This window comes from Devosia sp. 1635 (assembly GCF_013185955.1).
In the GTDB taxonomy this organism is placed as follows: Bacteria; Pseudomonadota; Alphaproteobacteria; order Rhizobiales; family Devosiaceae; genus Devosia.
The window spans coordinates 116,067-131,096 of the sequence record NZ_JABAOM010000002.1 but is presented as its reverse complement, the minus strand read 5'-3'; the positions used below and the strand labels follow the sequence as shown (position 1 = coordinate 131,096).

The window sequence follows — 15,030 nt, the reverse complement described above, 5'->3', positions numbered from 1 at the left end:
TGCGGGGACCTTGTCGTGGCTCTTGCAGCAAAAGGCAAGGGGCAAGAGCCGAAGAGCGCCTATTCCGCTGGCGTCCGCACGGTCGTTGTGCCGATTCGCGCACCCGGTGTGCCGGGCAGACGCGCCCAAGCCGGGCGTTCGAATAGCCAGCGGCCGCGTCCGGTCCGCTGGATCAGCCAGAACAGAACCAAGGGCGTAAGGACGGCGCTGGACATCACCAGGGTGCTGATCAGATCAGCATTGGTGAATCCGACTCTGACAAGCAGGATGCGGGTCGCGGCCATGGGCAGGGCGAAGGCCAGGTAGACCACTATGGACTGAGCTCCGAGCCAGCGCAGCCAATCCATGAACGCAAGCTTGGACACTAGGCCCGCAACAACGCAAAGGGCGACAGAGCCGGCAAGCGCCAGCGCCAGGTGAATGCCCGGGGCGGTCGACAGGCCCATATGGATGGTCATGGGCAGAACCCGATAACCTGGCGAGAACACGAGCAGTGTTTCGAGCAGTGCCCAAAGCGAGAGGCCAGCCAAGGTCTGGACGACATGGTCCTGCGCCCAGGCAACCAGCCGGAACACGACCGGTGCGAAGACGTAGCCGGAATAGAAATAGATGAAGTGCTCGGCGAACTGGTCGAGCAGATACCAGCCGGTCTGAACATGGACGAGTTGGAGCAGAGCGGCGCCGATGAGCACAAGCCAATGGGGCGCCCTGGCGTTGTGGAGTAGCTTGGCTACGGCGCTGAAGGCGGCGAGCATGTAAATGAACCACAGCACGCCATAGGGCTCGACAATGGCCCAGAGCATATGGGTCATGGCCGTAACCGGATGGCCGGCGCCAACCGCTTCCTTGAACAGGAGGTGGATCAAGGCCCAGAGCGCGTAAAAGTAAAGATAATGGACCACACGCCGGTCGGCATAGCGCCGCCAGTCGCGATCAATGACCTGAGAAAGGAATAGGCCCGAGATCAAGAAGAACTCGGGCATACGGAATGGCGAGGCCCAAGCAATGATCCAATGCAGATAGCTGACCTGGCTGGTGACTTCACCGACCCCGATCGCCGAGTGCATCATCACCACCAAAAGGATCGAAATGCCTTTGGCAGTATCGACCCAATCCAAGCGTTGCTTGCTCTCGCTCATGGTTCACTCCGCGCCAGTTCGAGCCCCTTATAGGGTTGAACGGAGGTGAAGTGACAGTTGAGCTTGGAACAAGATTAACGCGCTGTCAGCTGCTCCGGTGAAGGGCAGGTGAACGGGCCGGGACGCTTGGGAGCTTCAGACCGGAACCGAAGCGTAGGCCGCAAACATCAGGCCAAGAGTGGCGAAGAACATGACCGAGAGGGAAACGGTTTTAAGCATGGCAATATGGTCCTGCGCCCCCAAGAACGGCGCGAATATAAAAATACAACAAAGGCGTTAATCGAGAATTTCGACGGCGTAGTTTTCGATCACGGTGTTCGCCAGCAGGCGTTCACACATGCTGTTGATCTGAAAACGCACGTCCGACTCCTCGGTTCCGTGCAGCTCGATATCAAACACCTTGCCCTGTCGCAGGGATGCAACACCGGCAAAGCCCAGGCTGGCCAAAGATCCTTCAATCGCCTGACCTTGCGGGTCGAGGACGCCTGGCTTGAGCGTAACGGTGACGCGCGCTTTCATGGTGTTGTCCTAAACGAGTAGTTACTGGACCAGCCGGGGGCCGGTGGTCAGCGCATTCTCGGTTTCCACCAAGATGCCGAGGCGCTGCGCTACTTCCCGGTACGACTCGACGAGGCCGCCAAGGTCTTCGCGGAAGCGATCCTTGTCGAGCTTGTTGCGGGTCTTGATGTCCCAGAGGCGGCAGCTGTCGGGCGAGATCTCGTCGGCCAGAACGATGCGCATCATGTCGCCTTCATAGAGACGACCGCACTCGATCTTGAAATCGACCAGCTGGATGCCGACGCCCATGAAAAGGCCGGTCAGGAAGTCGTTGACGCGGATGGCGAGCGACATGATGTCGTCGAGCTCGGCGGGGGTGGCCCAGCCAAAGGCGGTGATGTGCTCTTCGGAGACCATGGGGTCGCCCAGGGCGTCGTCCTTGTAGCAGAACTCGATGATGGAGCGCGGCAGCTGCGTGCCGGGCTCAAGGCCGAGACGCTTGACCAGCGAGCCAGCTGCGTAATTGCGCACGATGATCTCGAGCGGGATGATCTCGACTTCCTTGATCAGCTGTTCGCGCATGTTGATGCGGCGAAGGAAGTGCGTGGGAATGCCAAGGCCATTGAGCTTGGTGAAGATGAACTCGCTGATGCGGTTGTTCAGCACGCCCTTGCCGTCAATGACGTCGTGCTTGGCGCCGTTGCCAGCGGTGGCGTCGTCCTTGAAATACTGAACCAGGGTCCCGGGCTCGGGGCCTTCGAAAAGAATCTTGGCCTTGCCTTCATAGATTCTGCGCCGACGGGTCATGAGGGGTCCAATAGCGATGAAGGGGAAGGGGAGGAATGGGCCGCTTCATGCGCCAGAACCGCGCAAAAATGCAAGCTATTTCGAGTCAGCTTCCAAAGCCTTGCCGTGTGCAGAGTGCCGCAGCTGGAGTGTTGCGCCTGTCGCCGAAGCGTTGATTTGGCCGCGCCGACCGCCTATGTCGAGACTGAAGGCGGCCCCAAAGGGAGGGCGGCGAAGCAATCGGAGTGTTGCATGAGCGGATTCGAAGATCGTCGGCGGGGCGAGGAAACCAAGTTCGCCTTTGACGCTGAAAAGCAGTTCAAGGCAGAAGCGCGCCGCAACAAGTTGCTGGGTATCTGGGCGGCGGAACTGATGAGTCTGCCTGCGGATGAAGCCAAGAGCTATGCGGCGGAAGTGGTCGCTGCCGATTTCGCCGAAGCGGGCGACGAGGACGTGTTCCGCAAGGTATCGGGCGACCTCAAGGCCAAGGGGCTGAACATCGGCGAGGACGTGATTCGCCAGAAGATGGTCCAACTCAAGCAGACGGCCAGCGAGCAGATCGCCGCCGAGGGCTGAGTTGGCTTGCTGTCGAACGGAAGAACCCGCGGACCATGTCCGCGGGTTTTTTATTGGCGAATGCGCTGCATCAGTCGGGTGAACATCAAGAGACCCTCGGGCCAGGGGCCATGCCCCGAGTCGAGGTTGATGTGACCCGCTTCGCCTGCTTCGTGAAATTCCGAGCCCCAGCAGGTCGAGAACTCCACGGCGCGCTCGACCGTGCAATAGGGGTCATTGGTGGACGCGACCATCAGCGAGGGGAAGGGCAGCGGGTCGCGCGGGATCGGGCGGAAGGCACTTGCCGCTTCGGGCGCATCGGGGTGCAGTTCGACATCAGGAGGCGCCACGAGGAAGGCGCCGCGCACCTTGGTGTCGGTCAAGCGGCCGGCAGCGCCCACGGCGGCAAGCACGCCGAGGGAATGGGCAACGAGAACAACCGGACGGGTCGCCATCAACACGGCCTGCTCGATCGTCGAAATCCAGTCGTCGGGGTCGGGCTCGTCCCAATCGGCTTGCTCGACAATGGCGGCATTGGCCATGCGTTCGGCCCAGCGTTGCTGCCAGTGACCGGACGGCGAGCCGCCCAGGCCCGGAATGATCAGAATGTCAGCTTCAGACAGCTTCATGCCGCTTCCCCAAATACCCGGGCGAAGATCGTGTCGACATGCTTGAGGTGATAGGCATCGTCAAACATGGCGTCGATCTGCTCGTCAGACAGGGAGACGGCCGGATCGGCCTTTAGGTTGCGTGCAAACTGCCCGGTGCGGTCGCCGCGCATTTCCCAGACCTGCATGGCGTTGCGCTGTACGGCGGCATAGCTGTCCTCGCGCGAGTAGCCGGCCTGGGTCAGGGCCAGCAGCACGCGCTGGGAGTTGTGCAGGCCGCCCAGCAGGTCGAGATTGCGGCGCATGTTCTCAGGATAGACCACGAGCTTGTCGATGACGCCGGTGAGGCGTGCGAGGGCAAAATCGAGGGTGACGGTAGCGTCGGGGCCGATCATGCGCTCGACCGAGGAGTGGGAAATGTCGCGCTCATGCCAGAGGGCGACGTTTTCGAGCGCGGGGGTGACCATGCCGCGCACCAGGCGGGCAAGCCCCGTGAGGTTCTCGGTCAGCACCGGATTGCGCTTGTGCGGCATGGCCGAGGAGCCCTTTTGGCCCGGCGAGAAATATTCCTCAGCCTCGAGCACTTCGGTGCGCTGCAGGTGGCGGATCTCGACGGCGACGCGTTCAATCGAGGAGGCGACGACGCCCAGAGTCGCGAAGAACATGGCGTGGCGGTCGCGCGGAATCACCTGGGTGGACACCGGCTCGATGGCAAGGCCGAGCTTATCGGCGACATATTGCTCAACCGAGGGATCGATATTGGCGAAGGTGCCGATCGCGCCAGAAATGGCGGCAGTGGCGATCTCCTCCCGGGCGTGAACCAGGCGCTGCCGGTTGCGGGTGAACTCGGCATAGGCCTCGGCCAGCTTGACGCCGAAGGTCGTGGGCTCGGCGTGGATGCCGTGCGAGCGGCCGATGGTGATGGTGTGCTTGTGCTCTAGGGCGCGGCGCTTGAGGGCAGCCAGAAGCGCGTCAATATCGGCGATCAACAGGTCGGCAGCGCGGGCAAGCTGGACCGAGAGCGTCGTGTCGAGGATATCGGACGAGGTCATACCCTGATGCACGAAGCGGGCTTCGGGGCCGACGATCTCGGAGAGGTGGGTGAGAAAGGCGATGACATCGTGCTTGGTGGTGCGCTCGATCTCATCGATCCGGGCGACGTCGAAGGCGTAATCACCTTGCTCGGCCTTGCGGGCATTCATCACGTCCCAGATGCGCTGGGCGGCTTCCTTAGGCACGACACCAAGTTCAGCCAGCTTGGTGGTCGCGTGTGCCTCGATTTCAAACCAGATGGAGAAGCGCGTTTCGGCGGACCAGATGGCGACCATTTCGGGACGGGAATAGCGAGGGATCATTGATCTGGACCTTGAGTTTGAGCAGGCGGCGCGGCCCGGTAGCGCGTCAGGCGTTCCGACAGCGTTCCGGTATGAAGTTCGAACAGGTGATTGTCGTGATCGTGGAAATAAAGCGATCGGCCTTCTTCAGCAAGGCGGGGGCGGCTTTCGCGCAAGTCGAGCCCTAAAGCTGTGATGCGCTCGCGGTAAAGCTCGAAGTCGGCCTCGGCGATCTTGAAGGCGACATGATTGTAGCTGCGGGCGGGTAGGGGGTCGCCCTGCATGATGGCGATCCAGAGTTCGTCATCGCCCAGCAGGAAGAAGCGCTCGGGCGAGAGCGAAAAGGTCGTGCTGCCGCTGTCGTAGATCTTTTCCGCCCCAAGCACCCGGGTGAGGATGGTTTCCATCCGGTCCAGGTCGGCCACGATGAAGGTCAGGTGGCTCAGGCCCTGCGGCCGCGGATCAGACACTGAGTGTTGTGGCCGCGCCGCGGATGGCGGCAATGCGCGCGGCATAGGTGGACGGATCGTTGCCGCCATAGATGGAGGAGCCGGCAACAAAGACATTGGCGCCCGCTTCCGCCACGGCGCGGGCATTGTCGGCGGAAATGCCGCCATCCACTTCCAAATCGATCGGGCGGCCGCCAATGAGCGCACGGGCCTGGCGCAGGCGCGAAAGCGTGGAGGGAATAAAGCTTTGCCCGCCAAAGCCGGGATTGACGCTCATAACAAGAACCAGGTCGACATCGTCGAGCACGGGTTCGATGGCTGATACCGGGGTGCCGGGATTGATCGCTACGCCTGCCTTCACGCCAAGGCCACGAATGGCCTGGAGCGTGCGGTGAAGATGCGGGCCCGCTTCGGCATGGACGGTGATGATGTCGGCTCCCGCCGCAGCAAAGGCGGGCAGATAAACATCCACGGGGGAAATCATCAGATGCACGTCGAACGGCTTTTTGGTGCGGGCACGCACGGCAGCCATGACGGCGGGGCCAAAGGAGATGTTGGGCACGAAATGGCCGTCCATCACATCCACATGGATATAGTCCGCACCCGCCGCATCGATAGCGCTGATTTCCTCGCCCAGCCGAGCAAAGTCTGCCGAGAGGATGGAGGGTGCGATGCGGATGGGTTGGGTCATGAGGCTGGCCTTTTTGCCGCAGGAGAAGCCTTTGCTCTACATAAGGGCCACGGCTGCGACAAGGCAGTGCGTGGTGCGGGCGCGGGTTTCACAAGGGGGCGATGCGGCGGCGTGGCGGTTGCTTTGTGTGGGTGACGCGCTACACAGGGTCGCGATCAACGGAGCTGTGTTGTGGAGTTTTCGCTGCCGATGGTGTTTGGCGCCGGGGTGCTGAGTTTTCTCAGCCCATGCGTGCTGCCGCTTGTGCCGCCCTATCTGACCTATATGAGCGGTGCGAGCTTCGACCAGCTGCGGGCCGAAGAGGGTGGCGCCGGAGCGCTGCAGCGGCGGGTGATGGGCACTTCGGTGTTTTTCATCCTGGGCTTCAGCGTCGTGTTCATCGCCTTGGGCGCCACGGCTACCGCATTTGGGCAGGTGTTCCGGCAGGCGCTGCCGATCCTCACGCCGCTGGCGGGCCTCCTGATCATCGCCATGGGGCTGCACTTCCTGGGCGTGTACCGGATCGCCTTGCTCGATCGGCAAGTGCGCCATCAGGGGCCGGGCGTTGCCAGCGGTCCGCTGGGCGGGTTCCTGCTGGGCCTCGCCTTTGCCATCGGCTGGACGCCCTGTATCGGACCGGTGCTGGCGGCAGTGCTGTCCGTGGCGGCAAGCCGGGATACGGCCTGGGAGGGCGCTTCGCTGCTCGGGCTTTATTCCCTGGGACTGGGCGTGCCGTTCTTTCTGGCCGGCATTGCCATCGGGCCGTTCCTGACCTTCTTCAACGGCTTCAAGAAGCATCTGCACACGGTGGAGCGGGTGATGGGCTCTTTGCTAGTCGTGACCGGCGTCTTGTTCCTGACGGGCAATTTCACCCGCATCTCGTTCTGGTTTCTCGAGACCTTCCCGGTGCTGGCGACCTTCGGCTGAACTCAGATCAGCTTGAGTGCGCGCAGGGAGGCATGGCCGTTCTTGCCGATCACGAGATGGTCGTGCAGCGTGATGCCGAGGGGCTTGGCGATATCCGCGATTTCGCGCGTCATCCGCACATCGGCCGAGGAGGGGGACGGGTCGCCCGAGGGGTGGTTGTGCAGCAAGATCAGCGCGGTCGCGCCCAGCTCGAGCGAGCGCTTGATCACTTCGCGCGGATAGACCGGGGTGTGATCGACGGTGCCGGTTTGCTGCACCTCATCGGCAATCAGCCGGTTCTTTTTGTCGAGGAAGAGGATGCGGAACTGCTCGATGGTTTCGAAGGCCATCTGGGTGGTGCAGTAGTCGATCAGCTGGGACCAGGAGGAAAGGATCGGCTTTTCCACGGCGATCCTGTCGCGGCCAAAGCGGGCGGCGACGGCTTGGATGACCTTGAGATTGGCCACTGAGGTTTCGCCAAGCCCGTCAATGTTGCGCAGGCGGGCTTCGCTCGCAGCGAACACGCCCGAAAAAGACCCGAACTCCTTTAGCAGCTGTTTTGCCAGCGGCTTGGTATCCTTTTGCGGGATGACCAGGTGCAGGGCCAGCTCCAGCAGTTCGTAGTCCTCGAAGGCATCGCCCCCGACCTTGAGAAAACGGTCCCTCAGCCGTTTGCGATGACCCGCGTGATCGGGCTTTGGCGCGACACTCTTGGCGGGAGCCACCGAGGCCTGATCGTTGGGGGCAGGAGTGTCGGCGACAAGGAAACTGGCTTCGTCGAACTCCTCGCCCCGCGCCTTGGTCATGCGGCTTGCCGTGCGGCGAGAGGATTGAACAGGCCGGCCGGGGAGGTCGTGAAAATCTCGTGTCCGGTTTCGGTGATGCCGATGGAGTGCTCGCATTGCGAGGACAGGGTGCGGTCGCGGGTGACCGCGGTCCAGCCATCGGAGAGAATCTTGACGTGCGGCCGGCCCAGATTGAGCATCGGCTCGATGGTGAAGATCATGCCGGGCTTTAGGGGCACCCCCGTGCCGGGCTGGCCGAAATGGAGGATATTGGGCTCGTCATGAAAGAGCTTGCCAACGCCATGCCCCACGAAGTCGCGCACGACGCTGGTGCGCTCGCCTTCGGCCAGGGTCTGGATGGCGGCGCCGATATCGCCCGTGGTGTTGCCCGGCTTGGCGGCCGCAAGGCCCGCTTCGAGGCTTTGATAGGTCACTTCGATCAGCCGCTCGGCCTTGCGCGAAATTTCGCCCACCGGATACATGCGGCTGGAATCGCCGTACCAACCGTCCACGATCAGCGTCAGGTCGATATTGACGATGTCGCCTTCCTTGAGCGGGCGTTCATCGGGAATGCCGTGGCACACGACGTGATTGATGGAGGTGCACAGCGAGTGGCGGAAGCCCTTGTAGAACAGGGTTGCCGGCATCGCGCCATTGTCGCGCGCGAACTCATAGGCAATGCGGTCGAGCGTGGCGGTAGGCACGCCCGGCTCGACATATTCGGTGAGAATGTCGAGGGCGCGCGCGGTCAGCTGGCCGGCCTTGCGCATGCCCTCAAAGCCTTCCGGTCCGTGCAGCGGAATAACGCCTGGCGTGCGGCGGCCTTTGGTTTCGGCATCGACATAGGTAATCATCATGCTCTCCGGCTAAGGGGCAAAGATAATCGTCCAATCGGGTGATTGGAAGAGCCAACGCTTACTGCGTGTTGGCTTGACGCACCTTATGGGGCGGGGCATTGCTGGGGGGCAATAACAGGTTGATTTCCCATGTCGAGCGCAGCTTCCGTGACCGCCGGGCTTCTGGTGATTGGCGATGAGATTCTTTCGGGCCGCACCAAGGACGTCAATATCGGCGCCACCGCCGATTTCTGCACCGATCTGGGAATCGAGCTCAAGGAAGTGCGGGTGGTCAGCGATGACACCGACGACATCATTGCGGCGGTGAACGCGCTGCGCTCGCGCTACACCTACGTGTTCACAACCGGCGGCATCGGGCCGACGCATGACGATATCACCGCCGATGCCATCGCCAAGGCTTTCGGGGTTGCGCTGCCAATCAACCCGGACGCCCGGGCAATGCTCGAGGCGCGCTGGCGCGAAACCGGGACCGAGGTCAACGAAGCGCGGCTGCGCATGGCGCGCATTCCCGAGGGCGCCGACCTCATCGTCAACAGCGTGAGCGCTGCGCCAGGGTTCCGCATCGGCAATGTGCATGTGATGGCAGGGGTGCCGATCATCATGCGCGCCATGCTCGAGGCGCTGGCGCCGACGCTCCAGGGCGGCAAGCGCGTCCTTTCGGAGACGGTGCGCGCGGCGGTGGGCGAAGGCACGGTTGGCGGCCCGTTGGGCGAATTGCAGGCGCAGTATCCCGATGTGAAGATGGGCTCCTATCCGCAGATGGGGCATGGCCGGGTGATGACCGAGCTGGTGCTACGCTCCTCGGATGCGCAAAGGCTGGCTGAGGCGACCGAGAAGGTGCGCGCCATGGTGGATGCGGCACATCGCGCCGCGGGTGTGGACGCGCCGCAAGACTGATTGGCGTTGCATCCTAGGTTTGCTAAGGAAGCGACGGCTTCGAGCGCCTCCCTGGCCTTGGATGCGTATGGAGATCGATTTGAGCAACCCTTACCAAAAGAATTTTCCCGTCACCTGGGACCAGTTCCATCGTGATAGCCGCGCCCTGGCATGGCGCCTGATGGGGATGGGGAATTTCGACGCGGTGGTGGCCATCGCTCGTGGCGGGCTGGTGCCGGCGACCATTGCGGCGCGCGAACTCAATATCCGCGTGGTGGAGTCTGTTTCGGTGAAATCCTATGATCACCAGAACAAGGGTTCGGTTAAGGTGCTCAAGCCCATCGCGCCGCAGATCATTGAGATGGCGCAGGGCGGCGGCAAGGTGCTGATCGTCGACGATCTGGTGGACACCGGCAATACGGCGCGCGCCGTGCGCGACATGCTGCCCGGCGCCCATTTCGCGACCGTTTATGCCAAGCCGATGGGGCGCGAGCTGGTTGATACCTTCATCACTGAGGTCAGCCAGGACACCTGGATCTTCTTCCCGTGGGATCTGGACGTGGCCTATGTCGCCCCGATCAGCGGCGGCACCGACTAAGCACGAGTTTCGGCACTGCTGAAACCCAAGCGCGGGCGTGGTGGAATGGTAGACACACCGGACTTAAAATCCGGAGGGGGTATCCCCGTGCGGGTTCGAGTCCCGCCGCCCGCACCAGAACTGGACAGTCATGTTTGAACGAATTGAAACTGGCATTGCGCCTTCTTCGGCTCCCGTGAATGATGCGGTACGCGCCGGCGAACAGGTTTGGCTCGTGGCCGTGGCTGAAGACCCGGCAACCGGCGAAATCGTGAGCGGTGATATCGAGGTGCAAACCGAGCGCGCCATCGGCAATCTTGAGATTGCCATGCGTGCGGCAGGGGGCGCACTGGCCGATATCGTGCAGGTGCAGGTTTTTCTGATCGACAAGGCCGATGCGGCAGGCATGAACCGCGCCTATGCCCGGCACTTCCAGCCGCCTTATCCCGTGCGTGCAACGGTGGTGGTCAAGGACCTGCTCGCCGAGGGCTTGCGCGTCGAGATGCTTGCTACTGCTGTGCTGAGCTAGCAGTGCTGCTCAAACGCGAACTGCTCGAGGACATCAAGGCCGGCAAGGTCGATCTGGTGTTTAGGCGCTGGAGCCGGCCGACCGTCCGGGCCGGCGGCACGCTCAAGACCAAGGTTGCCATTCTAGCCATCGACGCAATGGATGAAATGGACCCGGCCGAGGTGAGCCTTGCCGATGCGCAACGGGCGGGCGTTGCCGATCTCGATGCGTTCCGGCGCTGGCTCGACAGCATGAAGCCGGGCCATCTGTTTCACCGCATCCGGCTGCGCTATCTGGGTGGGGATCAGAACGGCACGGGTGCCTGAAACAGAATGAACTCGCCGGTCGTGGGATGGGTGAAGCCCAGTTCCGCAGCGTGCAGCTGCAGGCGATCGGCGGCGGCGAAATCTTCAGGGCCGGCGTAGAATGCATCGCCCAGGATGACGTGGCCCATGGCCATCATATGCACCCGTAACTGGTGGGTGCGGCCGGTCAGGGGATGGAGGCGCACCCGGGTGGCGGCGGCTTCGCGGTCCAGCACGGTCCATTCGGTTTGGGCCGGCCGGCCATTCTCATAGTCGACACGCTGGCGCGGCTTGTTGTCCCAATCCGTGGCGAGCGGCAGGTCAACCAGGCCGGTATCGGCTTCGATGAAGCCGCTCACGCGCGCAACATAGCTCTTCTTGGTTTGCCGGTGCTCGAACTGCGAGCCGATACGGCCATGGGCACGCTTGTTGAGCGCCATGACGAGAACGCCAGAGGTGTCCTTGTCCAGGCGATGGCACATGCCCGCGGTCGGCCAGGTTTGGCGGGCGCGGTATTCGAGGCAATCCCACAGGGAGGGGTCCTTGCCGGGCACGCTGAGCAGGCCGCTCGGTTTATCGAGCACCAGAATATCGTCATCCACATGAATGACGGACAGGTAGGGCTCGAGTGGGGGATGGTAATTGAGGAGGGTGGGCATTGGACCGGGCATGGCGCGATCTAGCAGGTCCTGCCGGGCAGGCATAGTCGACAAGACGGCGCATTCGGAACCATGCGTGACGCCAGTCGTTTATTATACGACACCAAACAAAGGAGCTTTCGATGCATAAGGACGAAGCAAAGGGCGCCGGTAACCAGGCCAAGGGCGCGATCAAGGACGCCGTTGGCGGGCTCACGGGCGACGAACGTCTCCAGGCCGAAGGCAAGGCTGACAAGGCGCAGGGCAAGGTCCAGCAGAAGGTCGGCGAAGTTAAAGACGCCGCCCGAGATATGCTTAAAAAGTAGCACGTCTTGCACCAAGTTCTTCAAAGGCCGCCCAATAGGCGGCCTTTACTGTTTTTGAGGCGTTACGTGAGAAGGCGTGGGATGACCTCTAAGCCGGCTTGCCGGGTTTTGGAACTATGACAGTGGCGTCGTGCTAGATCCTGCAAGCAAGCAAAGGAGCGCAGCCTTGGGTTTCAAGTTTCAGCCGCAGGATGAGGGTTCAGGTGTAGGGGTTCGCCGCATCGCGCTTGAACAGGTAGAGGCCGCGCTCGCGGAAGCCAAAGACCTGTCCAATCCTGATGAGACGATCCATTCGCTGCGGCGGCGCTGCAAGAAGCTGCGCGGGCTGCTTCGGCTCATCAAGCCCAATTTCAAGCACTTTGCCGAGGAAAACGCCGCAATTCGGGAGGCAGCCACAGGCTTGGCAGGGAATCGCGATGCTGCGGTGATGATCAAGACGCTGGAAGGCCTGCGGGAGGAGGACGTCAACCTTCCCATCACCGCAGTGCGGGCAATGCTCGGAGCCAACATCGAGGCTGCTGCGGAACAAGGCGACCCAGACACGCTCGTCCAGCAGTTCAGCGAGCGCTTCGAGGCGTTGCAGGAACGCATTCCACATTGGAAAGTGCGTGGGCACGGGTTTGATAGTCTGGCGGATGGTCTGCATGACAACTATCGACGGATGCGCCAGGAAATGGACGCAGCTGAAGCAAGTGAAGATCCAAACGAATTTCACGAGTGGCGAAAGGCCGCCAAGTATTTCTGGCATCATCTGAGCTTGCTCAGTGCCTGTGCTCCGGCCATAACCAAGCCCTATCGCGCCGCTGTTGCAGAGCTCGAAACGACCCTGGGCAACCACCACGACCTGACGGTTCTGGATGAGTTTGTCGGCGGTCTGTCCGACCCCAGCGTCCCTTCGATCCAGATCACCATCCGCCAGAAGCGCGATCACCTCGGGCAGCAGGCTATTGGCTTGGGACGGCAGCTGAGTGCGGAAAAGCCCGACGCGCTGGTCGGCCGGTTGGGCCAGTATTGGGCACTGGCCAAGAAGGGGCATTGAGGTGGGACAAGAGATCGAACGCAAGTTCCTCGTGCGATCAGACGAGTGGCGTGGCTCTGCTGACGGTGGCCGGCTGATCCGCCAGGGTTATCTCTCGGCCAATGCCAAGGCGACGGTGCGGGTGCGCAGCTTTGATGATCGGGAGGCCGTGATTACGCTCAAAGGCAAGGTCGCCGGTATTGTTCGCCCGGAATACGAGTACCCTATCCCGATCGAGGACGCGCGTGAGCTGTTGCTGATGGCGCAGCCACAAGTGCTGGAGAAACGGCGCTACCATGTGCCCCATGACGGGTTGACCTGGGAAGTGGATGTGTTCGAGGGCCGGCACCATGGATTGGTGCTGGCCGAGATCGAGCTCGATAGCGACGACCAGCAGGTGGACCTGCCGAGCTGGGTTGGCAAAGAAGTCAGCGATGACGAGCGCTACTATAACGCAACTCTGGCGCGCAGCTAGCGCGCCGCATCCCTTGCTGTTGTTGACCCACGCGGGCTTGATCCTGGACGCGGAGCTCCCGGTGGGTTGATTTTTGCTGTGAGCTTCTGCACAAGCGCAGCATTCGTCGGACCCGGTGCAAATCCGGGTGGCTCTTCTGGCCGCCGATCCGCCAGACAATCCAGCAAGAACTGCTTTGCCTTGTTCGCCTTGCGGCAGGGTCAGCGCAGCCTGGACCACCATGACTTTTACCCAAACTCTGCGCCGTGACTGGCTTTCCAACATCCGTGGCGATGTGCTTGCGGGCATTGTTGTCGCGCTTGCCCTTATTCCCGAGGCGATTGGCTTTTCGATCATCGCGGGGGTAGACCCCAAGGTTGGGCTTTATGCCTCCGTGGTGATCGCCATCGTCATCTCTTTTGCCGGGGGGCGACCGGCAATGATCTCCGCCGCTACGGCTGCAACAGCCGTGCTGATGGGAACGCTGGTCCGCGAGCACGGGCTGGACTATCTGCTGGCAGCCACGCTGCTGGCCGGCGTGCTCCAGATCCTCGCGGGCTACGCCCGGGTCGGGTATCTGATGAAGTTCGTGTCGCGCTCGGTGATGACGGGCTTCGTCAATGCGCTGGCAATCCTGATCTTCATGGCACAGCTACCCGAGCTGTTCGGGGTGTCGTGGCAGACCTATGCGATGATTGCGGCGGGGCTGGCGATCATTTACCTGTTTCCGCGGGTGACCAAAGCCATTCCATCGCCGCTGGTGTGCATCCTCGTGCTGACGGCGGTGTCGCTGGCGCTGGGGGTTGATGTACGCACCGTCGCCAATCTTGGCGAGTTGCCGTCCGCACTGCCCAGCCTGTTGCTGCCCAATGTGCCGCTGACGCTCGAGACCTTGTGGATCATCCTGCCGTACTCGGCCGGGGTAGCTGCTGTGGGGCTGCTGGAAAGCCTGCTGACGGCCTCCATCGTTGATGGGATGACCGACACCACCAGCGACAAGAACCGCGAGTCGGTGGGGCAGGGCCTCGCCAATATTGCTTCGGGCCTATTTGGCGGCATGGCGGGTTGCGCGATGATCGGGCAGTCAGTGATCAATGTCCGCTCGGGTGGACGCGGGCGGCTGTCGACCTTCGTGGCCGGTGCGTTCCTGCTGTTCTTGCTGCTGGTGCTGGGCGATGTGGTGGGGCTCATCCCCATGCCGGCGCTCGTGGCCATCATGATCATGGTTTCGGTCGGCACGTTCAGCTGGGCCTCGCTCAACAATCTGCGCTCCCATCCGCGGCGGTCGAGCATCGTGATGCTGGCGACGGTGATAACGGTGCTCTGGACTCACAACCTAGCCTTCGGGGTGGGGGTGGGCGTGCTGCTGTCGGGGATCTTTTTCGCCTGGAAGGTCGCGCAATTTTTCCGGGTGAGCTCGACCCTGTCGCCTGACGGGCAGGAACGCCGCTATCTCGTTGAGGGGCAGCTCTTCTTTGCGTCAGCTGACGATTTCCTCGCCGCGTTCGACTTCAAGGAGAAGCTCGCGCGGGCGCGAATCGATGTCAGCCGCGCTCATATCTGGGACCTGACCGGAGTTGGGGCGATCGACATGGCGGTGCTGAAGCTGCGCCGGAATGGAGCAGAAGTCGAACTGGTCGGCATGAATGAGGCGAGCGCCACGATCATGGACAAGTTCGCCGAGCATGACCAGCCCGGTGCGATGGAACGCATGCTGGGCCATTGACGGTTCGGTGCCCCG

The 15,030-nt window shown here is 62.2% G+C and carries 20 protein-coding genes, 1 tRNA gene and 1 other annotated feature; of the genes, 11 read left to right on the top strand and 10 right to left on the bottom strand.

Going from position 1 to position 15,030, the window contains the following annotated elements; genetic code table 11:
* Nucleotides 1-59 precede the first annotated feature (59 nt).
* From HRU92_RS07555 to purC, 3 genes are all read right to left on the bottom strand, one after another.
* Nucleotides 60-1,139 (bottom strand): acyltransferase family protein, encoded by a 1,080-nt coding sequence (locus HRU92_RS07555; protein WP_172123557.1) that lies wholly within the window; start codon nucleotides 1,137-1,139, stop codon nucleotides 60-62.
* 276 nt (nucleotides 1,140-1,415) lie between these two features.
* Nucleotides 1,416-1,658: a phosphoribosylformylglycinamidine synthase subunit PurS gene (gene purS, locus HRU92_RS07550; protein WP_172123556.1), complete on the bottom strand. Its 243-nt coding sequence runs from the start codon at nucleotides 1,656-1,658 to the stop codon at nucleotides 1,416-1,418.
* A gap of 21 nt (nucleotides 1,659-1,679) precedes the next feature.
* Complete coding sequence (gene purC / locus HRU92_RS07545) at nucleotides 1,680-2,444, bottom strand: phosphoribosylaminoimidazolesuccinocarboxamide synthase (protein ID WP_127753420.1); 765 nt, start codon at nucleotides 2,442-2,444, stop codon at nucleotides 1,680-1,682.
* A 231-nt stretch (nucleotides 2,445-2,675) separates the two neighbouring features.
* Between purC and HRU92_RS07540 the strand changes: the two genes are divergently transcribed.
* A complete protein-coding gene (locus HRU92_RS07540) occupies nucleotides 2,676-2,999 on the top strand; it encodes a DUF1476 domain-containing protein (RefSeq protein WP_172123555.1) in 324 nt (107 codons plus the stop codon).
* Nucleotides 3,000-3,049: 50 nt separating this feature from the next.
* On the opposite strand, the gene HRU92_RS07535 is transcribed toward HRU92_RS07540, so the two are convergent.
* The 4 genes from HRU92_RS07535 to rpe are packed head-to-tail and all read right to left on the bottom strand — an operon-like array spanning nucleotide 3,050 to nucleotide 6,060.
* Nucleotides 3,050-3,607, bottom strand: coding sequence for an alpha/beta fold hydrolase (locus HRU92_RS07535; protein ID WP_172123554.1), 558 nt, complete (start codon nucleotides 3,605-3,607; stop codon nucleotides 3,050-3,052).
* Nucleotides 3,604-4,941, bottom strand: a complete 1,338-nt coding sequence (gene purB, locus HRU92_RS07530; RefSeq protein ID WP_172123553.1) for an adenylosuccinate lyase — start codon at nucleotides 4,939-4,941, stop codon at nucleotides 3,604-3,606. Before purB ends, HRU92_RS07535 begins: the two co-directional genes overlap by 4 nt.
* Nucleotides 4,938-5,390 (bottom strand): FosX/FosE/FosI family fosfomycin resistance hydrolase, encoded by a 453-nt coding sequence (fosX, locus tag HRU92_RS07525; RefSeq protein ID WP_349236703.1) that lies wholly within the window; start codon nucleotides 5,388-5,390, stop codon nucleotides 4,938-4,940. Before fosX ends, purB begins: the two co-directional genes overlap by 4 nt.
* Nucleotides 5,383-6,060, bottom strand: coding sequence for a ribulose-phosphate 3-epimerase (rpe, locus tag HRU92_RS07520; protein ID WP_173087989.1), 678 nt, complete (start codon nucleotides 6,058-6,060; stop codon nucleotides 5,383-5,385). The genes fosX and rpe overlap by 8 nt, the downstream gene beginning before the upstream one ends.
* A 171-nt stretch (nucleotides 6,061-6,231) precedes the next feature.
* Here rpe and HRU92_RS07515 point away from each other — a divergent pair, with 171 nt between their 5' ends.
* Nucleotides 6,232-6,966 carry a cytochrome c biogenesis protein CcdA gene (locus HRU92_RS07515; protein ID WP_349236702.1) on the top strand — a complete coding sequence of 245 codons (735 nt, stop codon included), beginning with the start codon at nucleotides 6,232-6,234 and terminating at the stop codon, nucleotides 6,964-6,966.
* 2 nt (nucleotides 6,967-6,968) lie between these two features.
* On the opposite strand, the gene radC is transcribed toward HRU92_RS07515, so the two are convergent.
* Together radC and map are read right to left on the bottom strand one after the other, a co-directional pair.
* A complete protein-coding gene (gene radC, locus HRU92_RS07510; protein WP_172123550.1) occupies nucleotides 6,969-7,751 on the bottom strand; it encodes a DNA repair protein RadC in 783 nt (260 codons plus the stop codon).
* Nucleotides 7,748-8,584: a type I methionyl aminopeptidase gene (gene map / locus HRU92_RS07505; RefSeq protein WP_127755246.1), complete on the bottom strand. Its 837-nt coding sequence runs from the start codon at nucleotides 8,582-8,584 to the stop codon at nucleotides 7,748-7,750. The genes radC and map overlap by 4 nt, the downstream gene beginning before the upstream one ends.
* Before the next feature lie 132 nt (nucleotides 8,585-8,716).
* Between map and HRU92_RS07500 the strand changes: the two genes are divergently transcribed.
* The 5 genes from HRU92_RS07500 (at nucleotide 8,717) to HRU92_RS07480 (ending at nucleotide 10,874) form a co-directional block, all read left to right on the top strand.
* Nucleotides 8,717-9,484, top strand: coding sequence for a molybdopterin-binding protein (locus HRU92_RS07500; protein WP_127753413.1), 768 nt, complete (start codon nucleotides 8,717-8,719; stop codon nucleotides 9,482-9,484).
* A 79-nt stretch (nucleotides 9,485-9,563) separates the two neighbouring features.
* Complete coding sequence (gpt, locus tag HRU92_RS07495; RefSeq protein WP_127753412.1) at nucleotides 9,564-10,061, top strand: xanthine phosphoribosyltransferase; 498 nt, start codon at nucleotides 9,564-9,566, stop codon at nucleotides 10,059-10,061.
* Nucleotides 10,062-10,092: 31 nt separating this feature from the next.
* A tRNA-Leu gene (locus tag HRU92_RS07490) sits at nucleotides 10,093-10,178 on the top strand.
* 13 nt (nucleotides 10,179-10,191) lie between these two features.
* Nucleotides 10,192-10,569, top strand: coding sequence for a Rid family hydrolase (locus tag HRU92_RS07485; protein WP_172123548.1), 378 nt, complete (start codon nucleotides 10,192-10,194; stop codon nucleotides 10,567-10,569).
* A gap of 2 nt (nucleotides 10,570-10,571) precedes the next feature.
* Nucleotides 10,572-10,874 (top strand): hypothetical protein, encoded by a 303-nt coding sequence (locus HRU92_RS07480; RefSeq protein ID WP_173087987.1) that lies wholly within the window; start codon nucleotides 10,572-10,574, stop codon nucleotides 10,872-10,874.
* Here HRU92_RS07480 and HRU92_RS07475 read toward each other — a convergent pair.
* A complete protein-coding gene (locus tag HRU92_RS07475) occupies nucleotides 10,853-11,524 on the bottom strand; it encodes an RluA family pseudouridine synthase (protein ID WP_172123546.1) in 672 nt (223 codons plus the stop codon). The two genes, HRU92_RS07480 and HRU92_RS07475, sit on opposite strands and share 22 nt — an antisense overlap.
* 110 nt (nucleotides 11,525-11,634) lie before the next feature.
* On the opposite strand from HRU92_RS07475, the gene HRU92_RS07470 reads away from it, so the two are divergent.
* From HRU92_RS07470 to HRU92_RS07455, 4 genes are all read left to right on the top strand, one after another.
* Complete coding sequence (locus HRU92_RS07470; RefSeq protein ID WP_172123545.1) at nucleotides 11,635-11,817, top strand: CsbD family protein; 183 nt, start codon at nucleotides 11,635-11,637, stop codon at nucleotides 11,815-11,817.
* Between the two features lie 166 nt (nucleotides 11,818-11,983).
* Nucleotides 11,984-12,856 (top strand): CHAD domain-containing protein, encoded by an 873-nt coding sequence (locus HRU92_RS07465; RefSeq protein ID WP_172123544.1) that lies wholly within the window; start codon nucleotides 11,984-11,986, stop codon nucleotides 12,854-12,856.
* Between the two features lies 1 nt (nucleotide 12,857).
* Entirely contained in the window at nucleotides 12,858-13,310 is a 453-nt protein-coding gene (locus tag HRU92_RS07460) for a CYTH domain-containing protein (RefSeq protein ID WP_172123543.1), read from the top strand.
* Between the two features lie 105 nt (nucleotides 13,311-13,415).
* Nucleotides 13,416-13,471: a sequence feature (sul1 is cis-regulatory element that is thought to sense ions involved in sulfur or methionine metabolism; They are found in Alphaproteobacteria), on the top strand.
* A gap of 59 nt (nucleotides 13,472-13,530) precedes the next feature.
* The gene (locus tag HRU92_RS07455) at nucleotides 13,531-15,015 is read left to right on the top strand and encodes a SulP family inorganic anion transporter (RefSeq protein ID WP_172123542.1); all 1,485 of its coding nucleotides are present in this window, start codon (nucleotides 13,531-13,533) and stop codon (nucleotides 15,013-15,015) included.
* The last annotated feature ends 15 nt before the right edge of the window (nucleotides 15,016-15,030 follow it).

Excerpts from the sequence above, each read along its gene's own strand:
- purC (WP_127753420.1), bottom strand. The coding sequence starts at position 2,444 with ATGACCCGTCGGCGCAGAATCTATGAAGGCAAGGCCAAGATTCTTTTC.
- HRU92_RS07475 (WP_172123546.1), bottom strand. The coding sequence starts at position 11,524 with ATGCCCGGTCCAATGCCCACCCTCCTCAATTACCATCCCCCACTCGAG.
- purB (WP_172123553.1), bottom strand. The coding sequence starts at position 4,941 with ATGATCCCTCGCTATTCCCGTCCCGAAATGGTCGCCATCTGGTCCGCC.
- radC (WP_172123550.1), bottom strand. The coding sequence starts at position 7,751 with ATGACCAAGGCGCGGGGCGAGGAGTTCGACGAAGCCAGTTTCCTTGTC.
- purS (WP_172123556.1), bottom strand. The coding sequence starts at position 1,658 with ATGAAAGCGCGCGTCACCGTTACGCTCAAGCCAGGCGTCCTCGACCCG.
- HRU92_RS07540 (WP_172123555.1), top strand. The coding sequence starts at position 2,676 with ATGAGCGGATTCGAAGATCGTCGGCGGGGCGAGGAAACCAAGTTCGCC.
- HRU92_RS07470 (WP_172123545.1), top strand. The coding sequence starts at position 11,635 with ATGCATAAGGACGAAGCAAAGGGCGCCGGTAACCAGGCCAAGGGCGCG.
- HRU92_RS07500 (WP_127753413.1), top strand. The coding sequence starts at position 8,717 with ATGTCGAGCGCAGCTTCCGTGACCGCCGGGCTTCTGGTGATTGGCGAT.
- rpe (WP_173087989.1), bottom strand. The coding sequence starts at position 6,060 with ATGACCCAACCCATCCGCATCGCACCCTCCATCCTCTCGGCAGACTTT.
- HRU92_RS07485 (WP_172123548.1), top strand. The coding sequence starts at position 10,192 with ATGTTTGAACGAATTGAAACTGGCATTGCGCCTTCTTCGGCTCCCGTG.
- map (WP_127755246.1), bottom strand. The coding sequence starts at position 8,584 with ATGATTACCTATGTCGATGCCGAAACCAAAGGCCGCCGCACGCCAGGC.
- HRU92_RS07555 (WP_172123557.1), bottom strand. The coding sequence starts at position 1,139 with ATGAGCGAGAGCAAGCAACGCTTGGATTGGGTCGATACTGCCAAAGGC.
- HRU92_RS07455 (WP_172123542.1), top strand. The coding sequence starts at position 13,531 with ATGACTTTTACCCAAACTCTGCGCCGTGACTGGCTTTCCAACATCCGT.
- HRU92_RS07535 (WP_172123554.1), bottom strand. The coding sequence starts at position 3,607 with ATGAAGCTGTCTGAAGCTGACATTCTGATCATTCCGGGCCTGGGCGGC.